26 protein-coding genes are annotated in these 22,894 nt (G+C 38.3%); 8 read left to right on the top strand and 18 right to left on the bottom strand.

The annotated features are described in order from the left end of the window. The first annotated feature begins 46 nt into the window (after window positions 1-46). Together ytrH and ytrI are read left to right on the top strand one after the other, a co-directional pair. Window positions 47-388 carry a sporulation membrane protein YtrH gene (gene ytrH / locus ACGLXV_RS02440; RefSeq protein WP_160546715.1) on the top strand — a complete coding sequence of 114 codons (342 nt, stop codon included), beginning with the start codon at window positions 47-49 and terminating at the stop codon, window positions 386-388. 1 nt (window position 389) lies between these two features. Next, window positions 390-896, top strand: a complete 507-nt coding sequence (ytrI, locus tag ACGLXV_RS02445) for a sporulation membrane protein YtrI (protein ID WP_391557343.1) — start codon at window positions 390-392, stop codon at window positions 894-896. 33 nt (window positions 897-929) lie between these two features. Here the strand turns inward: ytrI and ACGLXV_RS02450 are convergent, their stop codons facing one another. Next, window positions 930-1,862 (bottom strand): DHH family phosphoesterase, encoded by a 933-nt coding sequence (locus tag ACGLXV_RS02450; protein ID WP_119709375.1) that lies wholly within the window; start codon window positions 1,860-1,862, stop codon window positions 930-932. Window positions 1,863-1,976: 114 nt separating this feature from the next. On the opposite strand from ACGLXV_RS02450, the gene ACGLXV_RS02455 reads away from it, so the two are divergent. Beyond that, a complete protein-coding gene (locus ACGLXV_RS02455; protein WP_391557344.1) occupies window positions 1,977-2,285 on the top strand; it encodes a YtpI family protein in 309 nt (102 codons plus the stop codon). A gap of 38 nt (window positions 2,286-2,323) precedes the next feature. Here ACGLXV_RS02455 and ACGLXV_RS02460 read toward each other — a convergent pair whose 3' ends face one another. The 3 genes from ACGLXV_RS02460 to ACGLXV_RS02470 all read right to left on the bottom strand — a co-directional run bounded on the left by ACGLXV_RS02460 (window position 2,324) and on the right by ACGLXV_RS02470 (window position 4,775). After that, on the bottom strand, window positions 2,324-3,643 hold the full coding sequence (locus tag ACGLXV_RS02460; RefSeq protein WP_119709377.1) for a CBS domain-containing protein: 1,320 nt from the start codon (window positions 3,641-3,643) through the stop codon (window positions 2,324-2,326). Window positions 3,644-3,754: 111 nt separating this feature from the next. Then, the gene (locus tag ACGLXV_RS02465) at window positions 3,755-3,997 is read right to left on the bottom strand and encodes a hypothetical protein (RefSeq protein WP_391557345.1); all 243 of its coding nucleotides are present in this window, start codon (window positions 3,995-3,997) and stop codon (window positions 3,755-3,757) included. A gap of 97 nt (window positions 3,998-4,094) precedes the next feature. After that, a complete protein-coding gene (locus ACGLXV_RS02470; protein ID WP_119709379.1) occupies window positions 4,095-4,775 on the bottom strand; it encodes a metal-dependent hydrolase in 681 nt (226 codons plus the stop codon). Between the two features lie 116 nt (window positions 4,776-4,891). On the opposite strand from ACGLXV_RS02470, the gene ACGLXV_RS02475 reads away from it, so the two are divergent. After that, the gene (locus ACGLXV_RS02475) at window positions 4,892-5,989 is read left to right on the top strand and encodes a M24 family metallopeptidase (protein ID WP_391557346.1); all 1,098 of its coding nucleotides are present in this window, start codon (window positions 4,892-4,894) and stop codon (window positions 5,987-5,989) included. Between the two features lie 43 nt (window positions 5,990-6,032). On the opposite strand, the gene ald is transcribed toward ACGLXV_RS02475, so the two are convergent. Beyond that, window positions 6,033-7,151, bottom strand: coding sequence for an alanine dehydrogenase (gene ald, locus ACGLXV_RS02480; RefSeq protein WP_391557347.1), 1,119 nt, complete (start codon window positions 7,149-7,151; stop codon window positions 6,033-6,035). 151 nt (window positions 7,152-7,302) lie between these two features. Between ald and ACGLXV_RS02485 the strand changes: the two genes are divergently transcribed. Next, the gene (locus ACGLXV_RS02485; protein WP_391557348.1) at window positions 7,303-9,381 is read left to right on the top strand and encodes a transglycosylase domain-containing protein; all 2,079 of its coding nucleotides are present in this window, start codon (window positions 7,303-7,305) and stop codon (window positions 9,379-9,381) included. 43 nt (window positions 9,382-9,424) lie between these two features. Here ACGLXV_RS02485 and ACGLXV_RS02490 read toward each other — a convergent pair whose 3' ends face one another. Next, window positions 9,425-9,595, bottom strand: coding sequence for a hypothetical protein (locus ACGLXV_RS02490; RefSeq protein ID WP_162927794.1), 171 nt, complete (start codon window positions 9,593-9,595; stop codon window positions 9,425-9,427). A gap of 112 nt (window positions 9,596-9,707) precedes the next feature. Here ACGLXV_RS02490 and ACGLXV_RS02495 point away from each other — a divergent pair, with 112 nt between their 5' ends. Beyond that, on the top strand, window positions 9,708-10,154 hold the full coding sequence (locus tag ACGLXV_RS02495; protein WP_119709383.1) for a universal stress protein: 447 nt from the start codon (window positions 9,708-9,710) through the stop codon (window positions 10,152-10,154). A 21-nt stretch (window positions 10,155-10,175) separates the two neighbouring features. Here ACGLXV_RS02495 and argH read toward each other — a convergent pair whose 3' ends face one another. Further along, entirely contained in the window at window positions 10,176-11,570 is a 1,395-nt protein-coding gene (gene argH / locus ACGLXV_RS02500) for an argininosuccinate lyase (RefSeq protein ID WP_391557349.1), read from the bottom strand. Further along, on the bottom strand, window positions 11,567-12,772 hold the full coding sequence (locus ACGLXV_RS02505; protein WP_391557350.1) for an argininosuccinate synthase: 1,206 nt from the start codon (window positions 12,770-12,772) through the stop codon (window positions 11,567-11,569). The genes argH and ACGLXV_RS02505 overlap by 4 nt, the downstream gene beginning before the upstream one ends. A 211-nt stretch (window positions 12,773-12,983) precedes the next feature. On the opposite strand from ACGLXV_RS02505, the gene ACGLXV_RS02510 reads away from it, so the two are divergent. After that, window positions 12,984-13,298, top strand: a complete 315-nt coding sequence (locus tag ACGLXV_RS02510; protein ID WP_119709386.1) for a hypothetical protein — start codon at window positions 12,984-12,986, stop codon at window positions 13,296-13,298. Between the two features lie 29 nt (window positions 13,299-13,327). On the opposite strand, the gene ACGLXV_RS02515 is transcribed toward ACGLXV_RS02510, so the two are convergent. The 10 genes from ACGLXV_RS02515 to sppA form a co-directional block, all read right to left on the bottom strand. After that, window positions 13,328-14,464: a metallophosphoesterase gene (locus ACGLXV_RS02515; RefSeq protein WP_391557351.1), complete on the bottom strand. Its 1,137-nt coding sequence runs from the start codon at window positions 14,462-14,464 to the stop codon at window positions 13,328-13,330. Between the two features lie 96 nt (window positions 14,465-14,560). Beyond that, on the bottom strand, window positions 14,561-15,073 hold the full coding sequence (locus tag ACGLXV_RS02520; RefSeq protein WP_391557352.1) for a MogA/MoaB family molybdenum cofactor biosynthesis protein: 513 nt from the start codon (window positions 15,071-15,073) through the stop codon (window positions 14,561-14,563). Continuing rightward, complete coding sequence (locus tag ACGLXV_RS02525; RefSeq protein ID WP_119709389.1) at window positions 15,066-15,908, bottom strand: EcsC family protein; 843 nt, start codon at window positions 15,906-15,908, stop codon at window positions 15,066-15,068. The genes ACGLXV_RS02520 and ACGLXV_RS02525 overlap by 8 nt, the downstream gene beginning before the upstream one ends. Before the next feature lie 105 nt (window positions 15,909-16,013). Continuing rightward, window positions 16,014-17,201, bottom strand: a complete 1,188-nt coding sequence (locus ACGLXV_RS02530) for an acetate kinase (RefSeq protein WP_391557353.1) — start codon at window positions 17,199-17,201, stop codon at window positions 16,014-16,016. A gap of 221 nt (window positions 17,202-17,422) precedes the next feature. Continuing rightward, entirely contained in the window at window positions 17,423-18,406 is a 984-nt protein-coding gene (locus ACGLXV_RS02535) for a class I SAM-dependent methyltransferase (RefSeq protein WP_119709391.1), read from the bottom strand. Window positions 18,407-18,520: 114 nt separating this feature from the next. Further along, on the bottom strand, window positions 18,521-19,021 hold the full coding sequence (gene tpx, locus ACGLXV_RS02540) for a thiol peroxidase (protein WP_391557354.1): 501 nt from the start codon (window positions 19,019-19,021) through the stop codon (window positions 18,521-18,523). A 129-nt stretch (window positions 19,022-19,150) separates the two neighbouring features. Continuing rightward, window positions 19,151-19,606, bottom strand: a complete 456-nt coding sequence (ytfJ, locus tag ACGLXV_RS02545; RefSeq protein ID WP_119709393.1) for a GerW family sporulation protein — start codon at window positions 19,604-19,606, stop codon at window positions 19,151-19,153. 12 nt (window positions 19,607-19,618) lie between these two features. Then, window positions 19,619-20,314 carry a DUF2953 domain-containing protein gene (locus tag ACGLXV_RS02550; protein ID WP_391557355.1) on the bottom strand — a complete coding sequence of 232 codons (696 nt, stop codon included), beginning with the start codon at window positions 20,312-20,314 and terminating at the stop codon, window positions 19,619-19,621. A gap of 83 nt (window positions 20,315-20,397) precedes the next feature. Beyond that, window positions 20,398-20,865: an RDD family protein gene (locus ACGLXV_RS02555; protein ID WP_391557373.1), complete on the bottom strand. Its 468-nt coding sequence runs from the start codon at window positions 20,863-20,865 to the stop codon at window positions 20,398-20,400. A 43-nt stretch (window positions 20,866-20,908) separates the two neighbouring features. After that, window positions 20,909-21,919: a signal peptide peptidase SppA gene (gene sppA / locus ACGLXV_RS02560; RefSeq protein WP_391557356.1), complete on the bottom strand. Its 1,011-nt coding sequence runs from the start codon at window positions 21,917-21,919 to the stop codon at window positions 20,909-20,911. 146 nt (window positions 21,920-22,065) lie between these two features. Between sppA and ACGLXV_RS02565 the strand changes: the two genes are divergently transcribed. Next, a complete protein-coding gene (locus tag ACGLXV_RS02565; RefSeq protein ID WP_391557357.1) occupies window positions 22,066-22,866 on the top strand; it encodes an NAD kinase in 801 nt (266 codons plus the stop codon). Window positions 22,867-22,894 lie beyond the last annotated feature (28 nt).

The raw sequence follows: 22,894 nt of genomic DNA on the forward strand, positions 1-22,894 counted from the left end.
TTTTAAGTTTGTCCATATGATGTATCAATACTTATATATTGTGAGGATGATTGTTGTGAGCGAACAACCGTATATATCGATTTTAATAGATGCCTATTTTATAGCTCTAGGTGTTTTATTAGGCGGGGCACTCATCGGTGGGCTATCTGCATTCTTGACCGGAAAACCAATGCTAACGGAAATTTACCGAATATCTACTTCGATACGGATTTGGGCAATTATTGCTGCGATAGGCGGAACATTTGACACGGTTTATAGCTTTGAAAAAGGTTTCTTAGATGGAGGTACGAAGGATATCTTTAAACAATTCCTGCTCATTCTTACTGCTATGGGTGGTGCACAAACGGGAGCAACGATCATTAACTGGTTAACTCAGGAGCATATTTAATATGAGAATCCCGCCTTTCTACCGACTTCGTGCTGTCCAGCAGTTTATTGCAGGAATGGCGTTAGGTGGAGTAATCAGTTGGTGTGTATTTCTTTATATTTACGGAGATTGGCAAGAAACCTACTCAAAAGAGCTGAAACAGCAAGAAGAACGTATAAAGGATTTAGAAAAAGAAAAGAATATTTGGCAAAATGATTACCGTGAACTAAATAAGAAAAACGAAGAACTTCTCATCGTCCAAGATATTAAAATTAAAATTATAGTGAATCAAAAATACGAATTAGATTCCTTTAGCATTTATGAGGTGGAAGAAGCCATTAAAGAGGATATCAATCCATTATTAAAGATGGATATAGATACTGCTTATAAAAGTAGTGATTGGGTTAAAAAGGTCATTGAAAATCGAACACACAAGATAAATGATAAAAGATACCAATTAAAAGTAAAGGAAATTGTGTTTTATACTACTTTATCCATTCAACTTGAGATGCAATTAGCCAATAATTAGGGTAGGAACAAAACTAAGTTCCTACCCCTTCTTTTACTTACAAACTTCTTCAATATCTTTCATGACATGTGGTACTTCATCCCATGAATAGATGGAGGCTCCAGCTGCGAGAGGATGGCCTCCACCTTTATATTTCTTTGCAATGCCATTAATAACCGGACCTTTTGAACGAAGGCGAACCCGAATTTGATCATTTTCCTCAATAAAGAAAGCCCATGCTTTAATTCCTTGTACACTTCCTAGAGCACTTACAAGAAGAGAGGCATCTGCTGCTCTTACATCGTATTTAGCAAGCAGTTCCTTTGGAAGGATCATGGATGCAACACCATTTTCGTTCATTTCAAAATTTTGAAGGACATAGCCATTCAACTTAACAACATTCATTGGTAGTTCGTACATTCCGTCATAAACTTCTGTACGAGAGAAATTATATTTTATCAACTCGCCAGCATATTGGAATGTTCGATCATTCGTACTTGGGTAAAGAAATCTCCCCGTATCTCCAACAATTCCTGCATACAATAATCTAGCTGCTTGATCTGACATTTGTAAGCCCTTTTCTTGACCATACAAATAAAGTTCATAAATCATTTCACTTGTTGAGCTAGAAGTCGTATCAACCCAGACAATATCTCCGTATGGATCCTCGTTTGGATGATGGTCTATTTTGATCAATTTGTCTCCAGAGAGGTATCTTTGGTCACAAATACGCTCTTGATTAGCGGTATCTGTCACAATAACTAGAGCCCCATTATATGTATCATCACTTATTTCATCAAGCCTTCTCAAATATTGTAAAGACCGCTCCTCTTGTCCAACTGTGTAAATCGTTTTGTCCGGGAAAGAAGCCTTTAAAACTTCTGCCAGTCCCCCTTGTGACCCATACGCATCCGGATCTGGACGAACATGTCGATGGATAATAATGGTATCGTACTGTTTAATCGTTTCAATTATTTGATCTTTCATTGCTAATCTCCTTTTTTCCTAATACTCTCTTTTTAACACAAAAAGAGAAAAAGTAGAAATTATTTTATATACAAGGTAGAATAATGGAAGAATGTCGAAGCTTGGAGGAATGATATGCCTATTTTTGTCATTATCATTGTAGTATCTATTATGTTTTATATCTTTTATAAAATCCAATTCTTTCGTTCCAACCGCCCGGCAGAAAAGAAATGGATTTCCGCAAAAAGCAATATTGCTCTAGGACTATTTATTGCATCCTTTGGAATGAATCGTATCATGATTTCTCAATCCACTGTAGTGTATATCATTGGAGCTATTTTTATCGCCCTTGGAGCATACAATATTTGGGGTGGAGTAAAAGCTTATAAGTATTTCCTTCCTCTTGCAGCAAAGGAAGCTACTGAATTAAAAAAGCATATGTAAGAAGGGGAGTTGTTCATTTATAGAACAACTCCTTTTTCCTAGTGTCGATCAATCAGCTGACACATCATCATCGCCTTACCAACTAATACATTTTCGTTATATACTTCCACATCGACCTTCCCGAATTTACGTCCAACCTCTAGCACTTTCGGATAAATTTCTAATACACTATCCATTTGAACTGGTTTTAGAAAATATATCGTCATATTTTCAACGACTAGATCACCTTTTTTATATCCTCTTAGAACACCATTAGCTGCCTCTGTCACAATAGTAGTGAACACACCATAAGAAATCGTCCCAATCGAGTTTGTCATTTGAGGACTTACTTCACAGCGGAGAACGTCCTCGTTCTTTGTTTTTCCTTTCGTGACTACAAGCTGATTTGTAACGATGTCATCAATCGTTTCTCCGACTTGAGGCTGTCGTTGAATCATTTGTAGAGCCTTTAGTACATCCTGTCTGCTAATGATTCCCTCTAGGCGATTATTGTCGTCAACAACTGGAAGGACCTCGATTCCTTCCCATACCATCGAGTGGGCACAGGAGGCAACACTCGTTTTTCCAGTAACAGTCATCGGATTTTTTGTCATGATTTTTTCAATGCTTGTAGTATCTGCAATTCCCATAACGTCCTTTGAAGTAACCATCCCTTGCACCTTCATTTGGTGGTCGACTACTGGAAAACGACTATGCTTTGTTTCACGATTTTTTTCATGCCAATCTTCAATCGTATCCGTTGTTTTTAAATAGATTGTCTCGTTAATCGAAGTTAAAATATCTTCAACAAGTACAATTTCTTTCTTTATTAACTGATCGTAAATTGCACGATTAATCATTGCAGCAACCGTGAAGGTATCATAGCTAGTTGAAATAATTGGCAACTGGAGATCATCGGCCAACCTTTTCACTTCATCCTCCGTATCAAATCCACCAGTGATGAGCACGGCAGCTCCAGCATTCAACGCATACTCATGAGCTTTTGTCCGGTTCCCTACAATGAGTAGATTGCCTGCACCTGTGTAACGCATCATTTGTTCAAGCTTCATCGCACCAATGACAAACTTATTTAACGTTTTATGTAAACCCGCACGTCCACCGAGAACTTGTCCATCAACAATATTTACTACTTCAGCAAATGTCAGTTTTTCAATATTCTCTTTTTTCTTTCTTTCAATTCGAATCGTTCCGACACGTTCAATGGTACTCACATAACCTTTATTCTCTGCATCCTTTATGGCACGATACGCTGTTCCTTCACTCACATTAAGCGCCTTGGCAATTTGCCTTACTGAAATTTTTTCACCTATCGGTAGTTCATCAATATATTGAAGAATTTGTTCATGTTTTGTAGCCAAGACCTTCACCCTTTATAAATTCTGTATTTTCTATTAGTTTGGTATTTATCCTTTTATTATAAAGCGTGAAGGGGCTTGATTACAATTTGATTTCTCTTTGCAGATGGGTAATTAGTAGGCTCGCACTTTTTTTCGAACCTGTTTTTTTGATAATTGGGCATGAGTACTGGCTTTCTTCTTAGGCGTATACATGATGGCCGACAAATTTCCAGCGATTACGAAGATGGCTAATAGTAACCATGCCATGGAGAACACACCTGACGAGCCTGTGTTATACGCTGATAATTGTGGTACTCCGTAATAGAGCATCACACCACATGATAGCAAACAAAATAAATATCGATTTTTTTTCATAGTTAGATCTCCTTTCTTGTCCAATTAGTAAAAATGTATGCAAAAAAATAAAAAGTAGTCGATGAATTCGCCTATGACGATTCACCGACTACTTTTTCTATAATTCTATTGACTGACCTACTTCAAGCACAACTCCAACTCCTGTTGGAAGCATGTTAACAAATGCTTGTGGATCTTGCTTAAGCAATGGGAAGGTATCAAAGTGAATGGGTACAACCTTCTTCGCTTGGAGAAGTTCTGCCGCATAAGCAGCATCGTCAGGTCCCATTGTAAAATTGTCCCCGATCGGCAGGAAAGCTACATCAATTTGATTTCGGTCTCCAATTAGTTTCATATCTGAAAATAGTCCTGTATCCCCAGCATGGTAAATTGTCTTTCCGTCAATCGTTAGAAGGACACCGGCAGGCATGCCAAGGTAAACGATTTCATTTTTCTCGTTTATGTACCCTGACCCGTGAAATGCCTGGGTTAGCTTTACTCTACCAAACTCGAAATTAAATCCTCCTCCGATATGCAATCCGTGTGTTCTTACCCCTTTTGAACTTAAATAATCTGCCATTTCTGCTGTTCCGATTACTAGCGCATTATTCTTTTTCGCCAGTTCAACGGTATCCCCAAGATGATCATTATGTCCATGAGTTACAATTATCACATCTGCTTTTACTTCCCCTACTTTTAAATCGGTTGCTGGGTTTCCATTAATAAAAGGATCAAAAAGAATTCTCGTTCCGTTTGCCTCAACTAAAATAACTGAATGTCCATGAAAGCTAATCTTCATTTCTCCACACTCCTTTTGACTTTTCAATTTCCTTATACCCATATTGTACTATCAATATAAGTTTACTTTCAAAAGTAATGTTGTTACTCTAAATTTATAGTAAAGGGGGAATAATTGTGACTAGTAAACTGAACACAATAGCTGAATGGCTTAAACAAGAACAAATTGACTTTTGCTTTTTAACTAACCCTGACAGTGTGTTTTATGTAAGTGGATTTTTAAGCGATCCCCATGAAAGACTACTAGGTGTAGGTATTTTCCAAAGTGGAGACCCATTCCTTGTTTGTCCTTCTATGGAGAAGGAAGATGCGAAGAAGGCAGGCTGGGGCTATGATATTATCGGATATACGGATATTGAAAATCCATGGACATTGATACATAAGCTTTGTAACGATCGAACGAATTCTGTAGAAAAAATTGCAATTGAAAAAGAACATATGAATGTGGAGCGCTACGAGCTTATTCGTTCCCTATTTCCACAAGCCACCTTTCTTCCTGCAGAGGAAAAGCTCCGCAAATTACGGATGGTAAAAAGCGAAAGTGAAATTGCTGCGATTCGCGAGGCATGTGCCCTAGCTGATTACGCAATTGAAGTAGGTTGTTCTGAAATTGCGGAAGGGAAAACAGAACTTGAAGTATTAGCAGCCATTGAATATGAATTAAAGAAAAAAGGTGTTTCAGAGATGTCTTTTTCTACCATGGTTTTGACGGGGGAAAATGGAGCTTCTCCTCATGGAAACCCTGGATTGACTAAAATGAAAAAAGGCGATCTTGTTCTTTTTGATTTAGGAGTCATTGTTGACGGATACTGCTCAGATATTACTCGTACCGTTGCTCTAGGTGATATTAGTGACAAGCAAAAAGACATTTATGATACCGTATTAAAAGCTCAAGCCGCAGCTATCGAAGCTAGTAAGCCTGGTGTCACTTGTCAATCGGTCGACCTTACTGCAAGAAATATTATTTCAAACGCCGGTTACGGTGAATATTTTCCTCACCGACTCGGTCACGGGCTAGGAATAAGTGTTCATGAATATCCATCTCTCACTGAAACGAATTCGCTTCTGCTTGAAGAAGGCATGGTCTTTACGATTGAACCAGGAATCTACGTTCCTGGAGTAGCGGGTGTCAGAATTGAAGATGACGTTCTTGTTACCTCCAATGGGGTTGAGATATTAACAAAGTTTCCAAAAGAATTACAAATAATAAGATAAAGAAAAGCTCCTTGAATATTTTTCAAGGAGCTTTTCTTGTATTCTATTTTTCTAATAGTTCACGAGAAGCTGCATATTCTAATCCATGAGCTTCCGCCACAGCTTCGTATGTAACATACCCTTCAAGGGTATTGATTCCTTTTAATAATGCTTCATTTTCAAGACAAGCTTTTTTATAGCCCTTGTTTGCAATTTGAAGTGCATAAGGTACCGTTACATTTGTTAAAGCCATCGTTGAAGTACGTGGTACTGCGCCTGGCATGTTTGCTACAGCATAATGCACAACGCCATGCTTTTCGTATGTTGGCTTATCATGTGTGGTAATACGGTCAGTCGTTTCAAAAATACCACCTTGGTCAATGGCAATATCAACTACAACCGAGCCTGGTGACATCGACTGAATCATTTCTTCTGTCACAAGCTTAGGCGCTTTCGCTCCTGGTATTAACACAGCACCAATGACTAAGTCGGAGCTTTTTACTTCTTCAGCGATATTGTAGTGGTTAGACATAAGAGTCGTCACATCACTGCCGAAAATATCATCAAGCTGACGAAGTCTATCAGGACTAAGATCGATAATCGTGACACTTGCACCTAGCCCAATCGCCATTTTTGCTGCATTTGTTCCTGCAACTCCACCACCAATGATGGTTACTTTTCCTCTATTCACACCTGGCACACCAGCAAGAAGAATTCCTTTCCCGCCATGTACCTTCTCTAGGAATTGAGCACCAATCTGTGTAGCCATTCGTCCAGCTACTTCACTCATTGGAGTTAATAGCGGAAGGCTTCCATTGGAAAGTTGGACCGTTTCATAGGCAATTCCAACTACTTTGTTTTCGATTAATGCCTTTGTTAATTCTGGCTCTGGAGCTAAATGTAAATATGTAAATAAAATCAATCCTTCTCGGAAATACTGATATTCCTCTCGAAGTGGTTCTTTAACTTTCATTACCATATCCATCGACCACGTTTCTAAAGCGCTTTCAACAATGATAGCACCAGCATCCACATAATCAGCGTCACTAAAACCTGATCCAAGACCAGCCCCTGTTTCAATATGTACTACATGCCCAAACTTCACTAAATTAATAACACCAGCAGGAGTCATAGCGACTCGATTTTCGTTGTTCTTTATTTCTTTAGGAACTCCAATACGCATGCCTTACCCTCCAAAATATGTAATCAGTGATCATGAAGCCGATAATAAATATACCACTTTTTTATTATAGGAATAAAGAGATTTCTGTCATCCTTTGACATAATTTCCTGTTATAATGGTCATAATTTCATTTTTAAAGGATAGGTAATCAATGGAACGATTCGAAATATTTCGTAATGCAATCATTCGGTTTTGGAGAAACACACATATTACTCAATTTTTATTATTACTTCTTCTAGTTTTTGTATTATTTGCTATTCTTTATTTTGCTTTCATCGCAAGCCAAGCAAATGTACAAACCTTAAAGGAAGGGTTAAAACAATCAACAGTTATTTACGACAAGGACGGAGACGTGGCTACAGAGATTAGCACTAATCGTAACAAAGGCGTGGAGATTTCAGATCTCCCTGATTATGTTGGCAACGCAGTTGTTGCTATAGAGGATCACCGTTTCTATAAGCATAATGGATTTGACCTGAAAGGTATTACTAGAGCATTCTTTAAAAATTTACTGGCTGGTCGTATTACGGGAGGCGGTAGTACATTAACCCAGCAATTAACCAAAAATGCCCTACTCTCCCCTGAGAGAACGTATAAAAGAAAAATTGAAGAATTATTCCTAGCCCTTGAAATCGAAAAAAAATACGAAAAAGATGAAATCCTTCAGATGTATATGAATCAAGTATACTTTGGACATGGGGCATGGGGGATTGATCAAGCAGCTGCCAAGTATTTTAATAAAAGTGCTAGTGAATTAACTATTAGCGAAGCCGCATTGCTTGCCGGACTTCTTCAGGCACCTTCTGCACGTAATCCATTTCAAAATTACGATGCTTCTATTGAACGCAGAGATGTTGTACTCGCAGAAATGAAGGAAAATACATTTATCACAGAGCAGGAGTATAAAGAAGCCATAGGAGAAAAGATTGTTCTTGAAGAAGGTGGCGACAGCTTTCTAGATCGAAAATATCCTTCCTATACGGATGCGGTTCTTGACGAAGCGATATCAAAATATGGTTTAACACAGGAAGAAATCTTAACTAGAGGGTACAAAATTTATACGGAAATGGATCAAAACCTTCAATCATCTCTTGAAACCATCTATTCAAATAACAACAATTTTCCAAGAGGCAAGAACGATGCGATTGTTCAAAGTGGTTCTGTACTTCTAGATCCCTCGACTGGTGGGGTAAGAGCCCTAGTTGGAGGACGTGGAGAATCCGTTTTCCGTGGATTTAATCGGGCGACCCATTTAAAGGCACAGCCAGGATCGACATTAAAGCCATTAGCTGTTTATACCCCTGCACTAGAAGAAGGATACACCTTATCCTCCGTGTTAGAAGATAAGCAGCAAGCATTTGGTGACTACCAACCCGAAAACTATAATAAAACATATGCAGGTGAAGTCCCTATGTATGTTGCGATACAGGAATCTCTGAATCTCCCAGCCGTTTGGCTTTTAGATCAAATTGGATTAAAAAAAGGAATAGAATCGTTAAATAAATTTGGCATTCCTCTCCAAGAAGAGGATGAACATTTGGCAATTGCACTCGGAGGAATGAACGAAGGTACCTCTCCACTCCGATTAGCGGCCGCTTATTCCGCCTTTGCCAATAAGGGAAAACGCGCTGATGATCATCTTATAACAAAAATAGAAGGTCCAACAGGGAATATTATCGCCGAACATAAAAAAAAGGTCGTACAAGTGACAACCAAAAAAGTCGCGAATGAAATGACCTCCATGCTTTTAAATGTTGTGGAATCAGGAACAGGTACCGCTGCACAGATTAATGGCTCACCTATTGCTGGGAAAACAGGTTCCACCCAGCTAAGCTTTTCAGGCGTTGATGGAACAAAGGATCAATGGTTTGTCGGGTATACTCCTGACCTAGTGGGTGCCATCTGGATTGGTTATGATCAGACCGACCAAGACCATTATTTATCCGGTTCAAGTTCAGAAACAGTCGTTCCAATTTTTAAGAAGATTATGGAGACGGCCATTCCATATACGGATCAAACCTCCTTTACCGTGAAGTCTGTTAATGCTAGAATGCAAGGCGAACAAGATGCGGAAGAAACTCAAGAAGCGATTAAGGAAAAAGCTGAAAAGATTGAGCAAGTAATTAAAGAAGAGAGCTCAAAATGGAGCCAAGTGATAGATAAAATGAAAGAAGATTTAAAAACAGCCGGACAATTGTTAAAAGAAAGACTACAAGAACTAAAGCAATAGTTTTGATTAAAAAAGGAAGCCAAAGGGCTTCCTTTTTTCATTACTACTCCGACTCATTCCCAATCATGCTATCATACTTTTCATTGTCAAACTGACCGTTAGGCTGATCAATGACACCACTATTATAGGCATCCATAATTTGTGCACTAACGCTGCTCTCGCCTTGCTGGTCGTAAATATAATGCGATTGCCCTTTAATCTCTTCCTTTTTCATTGATTATGAGCTCCTTTAAAGTGTATTTTCCCGCCTATATTATTTTTCGAAAATTTGCTACAGATATACATGAATTGGGTATTGTATAATAAAAGTAAAGGAGGAGATGAACATGAGTCTTACGTATAAGAAAATATTAGTTGCTGTGGACGGTTCTAAAGAAGCAGAGTGGGCTTTTAAGAAATCAATCGAAGTGGCCAAACGGAACAATGCAACTATTTTATTAGCTCACATCATCGACACTCGAACTTTTGCAACCGTTGAAGCATATGACCGTACGATTGCGGAACGAGCAGACAAGTTTGCTACGGAGCTTATGGAAAGCTACAAAGAGCAGGCATTGAATGCAGGCGTTCAACATGTAACCTACGAGATCGATTATGGTTCTCCAAAGGTGAAAATTCCTAAAGACTTAGCTAAAAAGCATGAAGTGGATTTAATTATCTGTGGAGCAACAGGATTGAATGCGGTAGAACGATTTTTAATCGGAAGCGTTTCCGAACATATTACCCGTTATGCACGCTGTGATGTTTTGGTTGTACGTACAGAAAAAGAATAAATAACGCAGAAAAGCACGCTATTAGTCATTAGCGTGCTTTTCTTGCTTTATCTTTGATTTTGCTTTAACGATGGCCTCTTCGACCTGAGCAAACCCTGTTCCACCTGCTGAGTTTCTACGTTTTACTGCAGTGACTGGGTTTAACACCTCATATATATCATTTTCGAATAATGGATTTGCTTCCTTATATTGTTCGAGTGGTAAGTCAGCCAAATAACATTGACTTTGAACGCATGTAAGCACTAGCTTTCCTACGATTTCATGAGCTTCACGGAACGGAATTCCTTTCCCTGATAAATAATCAGCAAGCTCTGTAGCATTAGAGAAGTCCTGCTTTGTAGCAACTTCCATTTCGTCCGCATTCACTTTCATGGTTTCAACCATTCCAGCAAAAATCTTCAATGAGCCAGTAATGGTCTTTACCGTATCGAACATGCCTTCTTTATCTTCCTGCATATCCTTGTTGTAAGCAAGCGGCAGACCCTTTAAAACCGTTAACAAACCAAAAAGATTGCCATATACTCTTCCTGTCTTCCCACGGATTAACTCAGCCATATCAGGATTTTTCTTTTGCGGCATAATGCTAGATCCAGTCGTAAAGCTATCATCAAGCTCAATAAAGCGAAACTCTTGACTTGACCATAAAATAAACTCCTCAGCAAGTCTTGATAAATGCATCATCAAGATTGAGCTTCCAGACATAAATTCCAATATAAAATCTCGATCACTAACAGCATCTAAACTATTCTCATAAATACTAGAAAACTCTAGTAGGCTAGCTGTAAGTTCACGGTCAATAGGAAATGTAGTTCCGGCTAAAGCACCTGCACCTAGTGGAGATTTATTAATTCTCTTAAGACTTTCTTGGAATCTCTCTTTGTCACGCTCAAGCATCCAAAAATAGGCAAGCAAATGATGAGCAAATGAGATAGGCTGCGCTCTTTGTAAGTGTGTATAGCCTGGCATGACCGTTTCCACATGCTCTTCAGCCTGTACTAACAGACTTTGCTGCAGTCCTTCAATCAGTTCAACAACATGCAAAGTTTCTCTTCGTAAGTACAAATGCATATCTGTTGCCACTTGGTCATTTCTACTTCTTCCTGTGTGGAGCTTTCCACCAACAGGACCAATTAATTGGATAAGCTGACTCTCAAGATTCAAGTGAATATCCTCTAATTCTACGGAGAATTCAAGCTCATCATTGATTGCCTTTTCTTGTAAAACCTTTAGCCCATCTGTGATTTGAGCTGCTTCCTCGTGCGATATAATACCGCACGAAGAGAGCATACTTACATGTGCTAAACTACCTTGAATATCTTCTAAGACTAGCTCTTTATCAAAGGAAATGGAGGCTCCAAATTCGTCTACCCATTCCTCTGCTGTTTTAGTAAAGCGTCCTCCCCAAAGCTTTTTCACACAGTCACCTTCTTTTGTTGCACTTGAGATTGTACCTTAGTTGGCAGACCCCATAGCTGAATAAAACCAACCGCAGATTGATGATCAAACTGATCTTCTGCTGTATACGTTGCTAATTTTTCATCATACAAGGAGTACTCTGACTTTCTTCCTTCAACAATCGCATGACCTTTAAATAGCTTCACACGAACGGTACCTGTTACATGCTTTTGCGTTTCCTTAAGGAATGCTTTTAAAGCAGTAGTTAGTGGAGAGAACCATAGTCCATCATAAATCACTTCAGCAATCTTTTTGCTAATAATAGGCTTAAAATGAGCTACTTCCTTCACAAGTGTTAAGTCTTCAAGCTCTTTGTGTGCTTTTAATAATGTCATTGCTCCTGGGCACTCATACACTTCACGTGATTTAATACCCACAAGTCTGTTTTCTACATGGTCGATACGACCAACACCATGCTTACCAGCCAATCCATTTAATTCTAATATAAGTTCAGAAAGTGGGTAGCTTTTTCCGTTTAGGCTAACAGGAACTCCACTAACAAACTCAATTTCAACGACATCCGCTTGATCTGGTGTTTGCTCAAGTGGCAATGTAATATCGTATGCACCTTCAGGTGGTGCTGCCCAAGGATCTTCTAATACACCACATTCAGCTGCTCTACCCCAAAGATTTTGGTCAATTGAATATGGGCTATCTAAGTTAATCGGAATTGGAATTCCGTTGTTCTTTGCATACTCAATTTCTTCTTCACGAGACCAGCTCCACTCACGTACTGGAGCAAGAACCTTTAAATCAGGGTTTAACGCAGAAATGGATACTTCAAAACGAACTTGGTCGTTTCCTTTTCCTGTACAACCATGCGCTACCGCAACTGCTCCTTCTTGCTCAGCAACTTCAACTAATTTTTTCGCGATTAGTGGACGAGATAGTGCTGATACAAGAGGATACTTATCTTCGTACATCGCTTGTGCTTGCAGTGCAATTAATGCATATTCATGCGCGAATTCTTCTTTTGCATCAATTACGTACGATGATACCGCACCCACCTGCAATGCTTTCTCTTTAATAAAATCTAAATCTTTACCTTCTCCTACATCCAAACAACACGCAACTACTGCGTACCCTTGATCTTGAAGCCACTTTACTGCTACTGATGTATCTAATCCTCCTGAATAAGCAAGAACAACTTTTTGAACTGACATGGTAATCCTCCTAATATCGAATAAATATTCAAATGATTTATATTTTTATACTTTAATAATATGTATACAAATGTAACAAGTTTTCTTCTTATTTTCAATACTTATTCTTAAAAATGTATAAAAATTTATTAAAATATTTATAGAGCTTCCTTCTGGAAGGCATGAATGGACTGTAGTAGAATGATTATTAGATGAAACGGAGGAGCTCTCAATGGAAAAACACTTTGAATTAAATGAGAGATTAGGAATCAAGCTCCCTACTTTGCATAAAAACTGGGAGGATTATACCTTTCATACACAGCAAAGCATTCTGTTGGAGTGGGAGAAAATAAGGGGACATATTCCTGATCGAATAGCAGAACTAGAAGAACATATTAATAAGAAGCAAGCCTCTTTATCAGATGAAAGTGATTTTCAGAAATCATGCCAATTAAATACCGAAATCGCTGAACTCGCTTCCATAATTAATGATTTATGGCTATGGTATCGAACAAACCAGGATATCGGTGGGAAAGCTCACCATTAAAAAGAACCTTCAGACGCCTGAAGGCTCTTTTATTCTTTATTATTTATTATATATTCTAGCGTGTTTGAATGATCGTTTCTCAATGCATCAATAATTTCCTCATCAGGCTGGACTAGAGGCACCTTTTCTTTTCCTGATTTTTTATAAATCGATCTCACCTCAGATCGAGAGTCTACTACCTTCCACACATCATTTACCTTCCTGATTGACAAATCAATAATCCCTAAATGATTCCCCCAATATCCAGCTTGAACTAATGGAGTATTATGGATGGTGCCTTTTTCAATATTGATAAATTGTTGCTGTAAAAAATAATCATCGTTAGGAAATAGAGAGTGGCTATGACCATATAGAATGGCATCAATTCCTTCCACTTCTGATAATGCCATTACACTATTCTCACTTTTGTTTACTACACCCTCATCAGCAGCCAGACCAGCATGGGCTAGAACAATAATGATATCAGCACCTTTCCCCTTCATAATCGGTATGAAATGCTTAGCTGATGACACCATGCTTTTTATTTTTATTTTCCCCTTAAAATGCTCCTCATCCCACTTTGCTGCAATAGGAGTAATTAACCCAAGTACACCGACCTTGATATTTTGCTCAACCCCCATTGTATCTTTAAACCTTTTATCTAATATGAGGTACGGATTAAAATAGTTGATATCATCAAATGAGTGTAAATTATGGTCTTCCACATAAATATTAGCATTCACATATGGAAAATCAGCTCCCCGTAAGCTCGTTTGCAAGAAGTTTAATCCGAAATTAAACTCATGATTTCCAAGTGTTGCCCCGTCATATCGGAGACGATTTAATGCCTTAAATGCTGGATGGATAAAGCTTTGGTCAAATTGATACGTTTTAGAAGCAAGCTCAGCTAATGCACTTCCTTGAATTAAATCACCATTATCAAATAGAAGCACATTTTTTGCTTCCTTTCTTGCTTCTTTAATCAAACTTGCCGTCCTCGCAAATCCGAATTCCACTGTTTCTTGATTGTTTCGATAATCATAATCCATCATATAACTATGTAGATCTGTCGTCTCCAGAATACGTAGATCGATTGACGGAGGAACTGGCTCTTCTATTGCGATCACTTGCTCAGCAGGTGATGCAATAAGAAAGGCAATAATAACGAAAAAGAATAAATTTCTCATCTACCCACCTTCTACTGTAAGAAGTGATTGATTTATTACTCTTCCCAAACTACCCTTCATTTAACCAAAAAAAGTGAGAACTAACGTCTCACTTTTTCACAAATCTTTTTTTAGTTCTCTCACTATATGGCCGAGCTCTGGCAAGATTAATTTATTCATCGCAAGCCCTACTGCCCCTGTTGAACCTGGAGTAGAAAAGATCGCTTTATTTTGAATAACACCAGCAATCGCTCGAGATAAAATAGCAGCAGAGCCGATGTCCTCTGTATAGCTAAGCATTCGAAACAATTCCCCAAACCCACTTATTTCTTTTTCAAAAAGCGCTTGAACCGTTTCAATCGTTACATCACGTTTCGCAATACCAGTACCGCCATTTGTTAATATGATATCGACCCTGTCATCGATACAGCCCCGAAGAACTTCCCTTGTAATTTCCTCTCGTGAATCTTTAACAATCACGTAATCTCCAATCACATGACCATTTTCCTTCAATAAGGATATCATGAGCTGACCACTTTTATCGGTTTCCACTGTTCTTGTATCACTCACGGTAATTACTTTACATGTTACAGAGCGTGGTGCAGTTTGCTTGTGCTCATCTTTACTCATCGTAGGTATTCTCCTTTTCTCCTAGATAACGCAATTGATAATAGGAGTGAGCAAAATCCGTAACTTTCCGTGTTAATTGATAATTGCTCCCTGCCCCAATGGCCATGGATAGGAGAGGAATTCCTTGAAGGGTCTTATTTTTAAAGAAAAGAATCGCAATCGATTTAAAGATCTGCTTCAGAGGTTGTTCCATCCATGTAATATCTGTAAGTTCTTCTTTTCCCTCATAAAAGTATTCTCTATGTTTCCCGATATCCTGCTTTAATTCCTCCCAGCTATACACCTGCATCCGGACAGGAAGGGTTGCAGCATGAAATACTTTCAATGAATTCATCATTTCAAATGGAGTATTAACTTCGTAACCATAGGTCATAGCAATTAGTTGAATCACTCTAAGATTTATGACTGTAACTGCAGGAAGATCCACACCCAATAAAAGAGCCCCACCAGTTCCAGACATTCCTCCTTGAGCAAAGGAATAAAGTCTATGTCTCGAAATTTGTTGTTCAGCAATGTACTGGAGTTGATCGATGCTTAAATGTTTCAAATCCTCAATTTGTGTAATACTTTGGTCGAATACCCTTCCAGCTGATAGGATTCGCTCTTTTGCATCGAACTGAAGTTGGCTTCCTTGAATTAATGCATGTAAATGGAATAACCAGCTATCTAAGGCTATGTAAAACTGCTTCTGTGTTTCTTCTGGTAATAGGGAAAAAACTCGCTCTACGTATTTATCATACGTTACTTCAAGATCATTAGGAGAATAGCTGTAAAGACTCTCTTCCCATTCTTTAATCGAGGCCATCACTTGTTTTTCACGACTTGTTAAAGCCATTGCCTTCCCTCCTTCTTAACTAGCTTAAGTATAGCATACTCATTGTTTTTGGAGAAAAAAGCAACAGGCAAATGCCTAATCAGCATTTGCCTGTGTATAAAAATATTATTGAGCTAATTTTACAACATCACGTGCAATCATAACTTCTTCATTCGTAGGAATGACGATTACTTTTACTGGAGAATGCGGATAGTTAATAAACGCTTCTTCTCCACGTGTCTTGTTTAGAGCTGGATCCCAATATACACCCATAAACTCTAAGCCCTGAAGTACACGTGCACGAATTGCCTGGCTGTTCTCACCAATACCTGCTGTAAAGATGATTGCATCAACACCATACATGCGAGATGCATAAGAACCAATATACTTGTGGATTCGGTTACCGAATACTTCTAACGCTAATTCCGCACGTTCATTCCCTTTCTCAGCTTCCAACTCGATATCACGAAGGTCACTTGAGAATCCAGATACTCCTAACATTCCACTCTTTTTATTAAGGATATCTAATACTTCATCAGCACTGTTTCCTGTTTTTTCCATAATGAAAGGAATTAACGCCGGGTCAATATTTCCTGAACGAGTTCCCATTGTTACACCAGCAAGTGGAGTGAAGCCCATAGATGTATCAATAGACTTACCACCTTCAATCGCTGCAATACTTGCACCGTTACCTAAGTGACAAGAGATTAAGCGAAGCTGTTCAAGTGGACGACCTAATAGTTCTGCTGCACGCTCTGACACATACTTATGTGACGTACCGTGGAAACCATATTTACGAATGCCATATTCTTTATAGTACTCGTAAGGCAAGCTGTATAAGAAAGAGCTTTCTGGCATTGTTTGATGGAAGGCTGTATCAAATACAGCAACGGCCGGCACATTTGGAAGTACCTGTTGGAAAGCACGAATTCCAGTAATATTAGCTGGATTATGAAGAGGTGCTAGCTCTGACAAATCTTCAATCTTACTTAACACTTCATCTGTTATTAAAACTGAGTCATTGAATTCTTCCCCACCATGAACGACACGGTGACCAATACCATTTATCTCATCAAGTGACTTAATAATTCCAGATTCAGTTAGCTTATTTAAAAGCATTTTAACTGCAACAGCATGATCAGGAATATCTGTAACCTCTTCAACCTTTTCACCATTTACAGAAATCGTGAAAATAGAATCCTTAAGACCAATACGTTCAATTAACCCTTTTGTGATAACATCTTCATTCGGCATTTCGAATAATTGAAATTTCAGTGATGAACTTCCTGCGTTAATCGCAATTACCTTTGACATATTATAAGTACCGCTCCTTTTTTAAAGAAACTCTCAATACGCTAATACAAATATATTTTGCACTAAGACGCTCGTTTCTATCTCTCCATTCCCCATTTAATCACTGCCTCACATACATTTCAAGAACAAGCTAATTTTGGTATCGGTTACAGAATAAAGTAATTATATTCTGAAAATAAGGCAAAAAACCGATAGCCTTTTTATTAGCTATCGGTTCCCTATTATTTGTTCTCTTTTATCCATATATCAATGTTTCTAAGCATTCGCTCCACATCTTGTCCTTTGGAAAGTGTCGGTATGTTTACAAGAAGTACCTGCTTAGGCGGCTTAATCTCCCCACCTAGTTTTTGCAGGATTAAAATGCTTTTTGCTGCTTGTTTATTTTTAAACATTGTCATTGGTAATTGCAGGATTCCTTGGATATGAGCCTGTTCCTTTAAGAAAGCATGAAGCTTAGGCGCCTCTTCACTTTCAAATAAACCATTGGGGATAATAAAAAATAAATATCCGCCAGCCTTCGTATGTTTCACACTTTGCTCAATAAACAAATGATGGGCGTATGAATGCCCTTCAGATGACTTTAACTGATAATCTTGTGCTCGAACATCATTTGGATAATAGCCAACTGGTAAATCAGCCACGACTGCATCAACAGGATCAATAAATAGCGGTTCTAAACTATCCTGATTGAACAATTCAATTTGATGTTCTTGAAGGTTTGCATTCACGAATGAAAGATGGATTAATAAATCGTCTATGTCTACTCCAATCGCAGTTACCTTTTTATTCACTTGATGATTCATCACCGTCGTTAGTAAGTTCCCAGTACCAACCGCTGGGTCAAGCAATCGGAAGTTTGTCGATTGGACAAACTTATCCACTAAATAACCTACCAACATTCCTACGGCATCTGGAGTCATCTGATGGTTCGGTTGTACACTTTCCTTCATCCCTTTTAATATAGCTAATTGATACGCCTTACGTAATTCCTCAGCTGAATATTTATCCGGACGAAACGCTTCGTAGCTTTTCTTTAATCTCTTAAGTGTTAATTCACTTAACTCTTCTTGTAAGACTGATTGTTGAAATAGGTTTTCACCAGTTTCAGCTAATGCCTCTAGGTATGTACAATTTAGCTCCTCCTGTAAAATAGAAGCCGTCTCATTAAACAATGTAAATAAATCTTCTAAAGTAGAAGGTGACATATTTCTTCCTCCTGAAAAAATTCATATCTTCTATTGTATCTAGCATGGGGAAAGAAGGCAATTTTAAAGAGATGTAAAAAAGCCTCGAAGGTGATCGAGGCTTTCTTATATTTATTATTGTGCTGCTCTCGCTGCTTCCACTGCTGCTTCATAGTTTGGATGATCTGTTGCTTCACTTACGTACTCCACGTAAGTTACTTTGTCATTAGAGTCAATAACAAAAACCGCACGAGCAAGAAGGCGTAATTCTTGGATTGCCACGCCATATGCTTCTCCAAAAGAAAGATCTCTATGGTCAGAAACTGTTTGTACCTTATCAATCCCTGCTGATGCACACCAACGCTTCTGTGCGAATGGTAAGTCAACGCTAACTGTTAGAATTTGCACATTATCTAACTTCGCTGATTCTTCGTTAAAACGACGAGTTTGTGCATCACATACTCCTGTATCAATCGATGGTACGACACTGATTAGACGAACTTTACCATTGCTATCAGCTAATGTCACTGGTGATAAATCATTAGCTAAAACTGTGAAATTAGGTGCTGTGTCACCCACTTTAACTTCTTGACCTAATAGTGTAACTGGATTCCCCTTAAAAGTAATTGATGCCATAAAAAAATTCCTCCCATTCCAGAATATGTACACAAAAATCATAGCCCGTTCAACTTAATTTTGCAAATAATTACGCTTATCTTTCAAAGAAAAAGGTTAACTCCCTAACAGGAAGTTAACCCGTTACTATTATATTTGTAAATCATGCTTTGGACCTTCATAATCACTTGGATTTGGCTGTTGGCTTCCGTCACTACCTTGATCCTTATTTTTTGACATCATTTGTTGAATTTTGTCCACTGCTTGAGGAGCCAGATCCAAAATCTTTTCATATAAATGTGTACTCTCATCAAGGTGAACCATTTTTACCTCTTTGGAATTAACAATTAGGAAGGCAATTGGAGTAATAGAAACTCCGCCACCACTACCTCCACCAAATGGGTGCTTTGAAGCTTCTTCCTTACCGTTATCAAGAGTAAACTCACTACCACCTGCTGCGAATCCAAAGCCAACCTTTGAAACAGTTAAGATTACACTGCCATCAGGGGTTTCAACTGGATCACCAATGATTGTATTTACATCAATCATTTCCTTTAGATTTTCCATTGCTGTTGTCATTAACCCTTGTATTGGATGCTCAGACATATAAACTCCTCCTTATATGGGTTTAGATTTTTCATTAGATAAAGTAGATAACGGCTTTGTTTTAAAAGTAGGCCGTCCACCCTTCCAAAATTTAATCAGTTTAATTCCTGCTAACATAGCATGCCCGATACGAAATTGAATCATACATGTAAAGGTCGTTTGAGATATCGGCATTTGAAAGTGAGGGGTAACGGTTATTTGCGGAAGATTCCTCATTCGCATATAGGTACTTAGAACGCCAATAAGACTCCCTTTTGCTGCCCAGCATGCCCCAGTAATCATCCCCGTATATGCAGCATTTCCAACACCTATAACTGAGTCCCATTTTATATCTGTAATCGTTACTTTTTTTAGAAACTTGCGTACTATACTATGTAACCCCACAACATGCTTTATTAAAGTTTCGTAATCTTTAAAGCTATCCAAGATCTCTTTTGGTGTAAACTTACTGGTTTCTTCATCCTTCACTTGTTCTTTTGCACCGGGCTCTTTTTTTGTTTTTACAACAACTGTGGGTGAATCATCATCTATTTGAATGACTGGAATTTCAAGTTTGTATTGAATAAGACCAAATAAAGCTTTGAATTTAATTCTTAAATGGTCATCGTCTTGTCCATGATAGAAGTGGATAAACACCTTTAGTTTTAAAAAAATGATAAGCAAAAATAAAAGCAATAGTATGATTAGGATTAAAAGTAGCCACTTCATTACTCTCACACCCTTCCGCCTACCATTATCGACAATATACAAAAAAATAAACCTGCCAACGGATTTGTTGACAGGTTTATTAATTATTGTTCGTGAACAACAGTAGTCTCTGCAAATAGATCATGTATTCCTTGCTTTTTAGGAAGAAACGCTACAAGCACATATAAAATAAAGATAAACGTGGAAATAAATCTACCAATCCACTCCCGAAAAAGTACCGTGCTCCACGTTAGCTTTTCACCGTGTAAATGAATAACCCGTAAACCAAAAACCATTTTTCCTATTGTTTGACCGAAGAATTTTGTCATTAATACAAAATATCCATAAAACGTGAGAGCCGTAGCGATTGTAATTGGAGCAAAAAAGTTACCACTATGCAAGTCTAAACCTATGGCTCGAAAGATCGGATTGATGAGGATTCGATCGATGCTTCCAATCACAAGAAGATCTAATAAGTATGCCCAAAATCTCATCCAAAAGCCTGCGAACCGTGCATTCGAGAATAGGGTATACCCTGCTTGAGAGGGAGCTGGTTGTTCCTCCCATTCCATTCGTTCCTTATCTAATTGATTGTTATCCATATTGTCACCCTCCTTATTCCGCATACATATACATCAGTCTTGGAGAATTAGGCTGTGACAATAGCTTCATTAGACCAGTCATCTCTAAATCTTTCCCAACCATTTTACTAGCTGCCATACTGAATATTGAACCAAAACCAAAGTTCTCACTGTAGCTAACTACCTGTGCTCCAGCTAATTTTTCATTTTTCTTCATAGCTTCTGTAACATCTTCAAAATATCCAAAATCATCAATTAAACCAATTTCTTTCGCTTGCCTTCCATCATAAATTCGACCATCTGCAATCGTTCTTACTTCTTCCTCAGACAATCCTCTGCCAGAAGCAATTACATCCACAAAACCTTCGTATGAGTTGTTAATCATCGTTTGAAGGATATTTTTTTCCTCTTCCGTCATCTCTCTCGAAGGACTCATAATGTCCTTAAATTCACCACTTTTGATCGTTACAAATTCCACACCGTATTTTTCTGCTAATCCTGCATAATTGACTCCTTGCATAATTACTCCTAATGAGCCTGTTAACGTTTCAGGACTTGCGTATATCTTATCGGCAGGAGCAGAAATATAATACCCGCCTGAAGCTGCCATCGAACCCATTGATACATAAATTGGTTTTTTTGTCTCTTCAGAGATTTCTACGAGCTTGTCATGAATCTCTGCACTTTCAACCACGCCGCCACCAGGTGAATTGACCTTTAAAATAATACCTTTCACATCTTTATCTTCTTTTACATGTTCCAAGTTCTCCATAAAAGCTGAATGATTATATCCAGGTGACTGGAAAAATGACGTTACATCCCCCGTATCTTGAATCGCTCCATTTACTTCTAGCACAGCAATTTTCTTTGCTGCATTTCCTTCCTCAATTACTTCTTCGATAAAAGGTTCCTCTGTGGCCGAAAACACCTCTGTCCATGAGCTCTCGATATTGCTAAAAGCCATCGAAGAGAGTGCATTTGTCACCCACGAAATAAATAATAATACCGCAGCAATCACTATTGCTGCCCAACGCTTTCCATTCATCTATGATCCTCCTTTTTCCGCTTCCTCTACTATTACGGTTCTCCTTTTAAAATGTTTCAAAAACAGGTAAACTAAATTCCATAGCCTACATTTTAACAAATTAAAGATATAATGGTAAATTTAAAAATTGTCTGGAGGAATTTACAATGCCTAACCGTCGAAATATTTTTTTATATCACAAAAAAGATTCGGATATGTTAGAAACGGTTTCACCACTTTATGAGCTTGCAGCTAAACAAGGGTTTACGGTAGTCAAAGACCACAAAGACGCAAATATTATCGTAAGTGTCGGTGGAGATGGAACATTCCTACAAGCAGTTAGAAAGACTGGCTTTCGTGAGGACTGCCTATATGCTGGTATTTCCACAAGTGAAAGTTTAAAAGTCTATTGTGATTTCCATATCAATGAAACAGATAAAATGATTGAGGCTATGACAAATGAACAAATTGAAGTAAGACGCTATCCAACCATTAATGTTTTGGTGGATGGACAAATGTCGTTCCAATGTTTGAACGAGTTTAGTATTCGCTCCTCTATTATTAAGACATTCGTTCTAGAAGTATTTATTGATGATCTTCATTTCGAAACCTTCCGTGGAGACGGGATGATCGTTTCCACACCAACAGGAAGTACAGCATACAGCAAATCGGTCAATGGAGCAGTTGTAGACCCATTCCTACCGTCGATCCAAGTAAGTGAGCTTGCGTCCTTAAATACGAATTATTACCGTACGTTAGGATCTCCCTTTATCTTAAGCGGTGAAAGAAAGCTTTCTTTAAGAGTCGTACAAGATGGAAACGATCACCCAACAATGGGAATGGACAATGAAGCCCTCAGCTTACAACATGTCGAGAGAGTGGATATCCAACTTAGTGAAAAGAGAATTAAAACGGTGAAACTAAAGGACAATTCATTCTGGGAAAAAGTGAAGAGAACATTCTTATAATTGAATTTCGGGGGCTTTGGACAAGCCC

The organism is Robertmurraya sp. (genome assembly GCF_036676585.1).
Lineage (GTDB): Bacteria > Bacillota > Bacilli > Bacillales > Cytobacillaceae > Robertmurraya_A.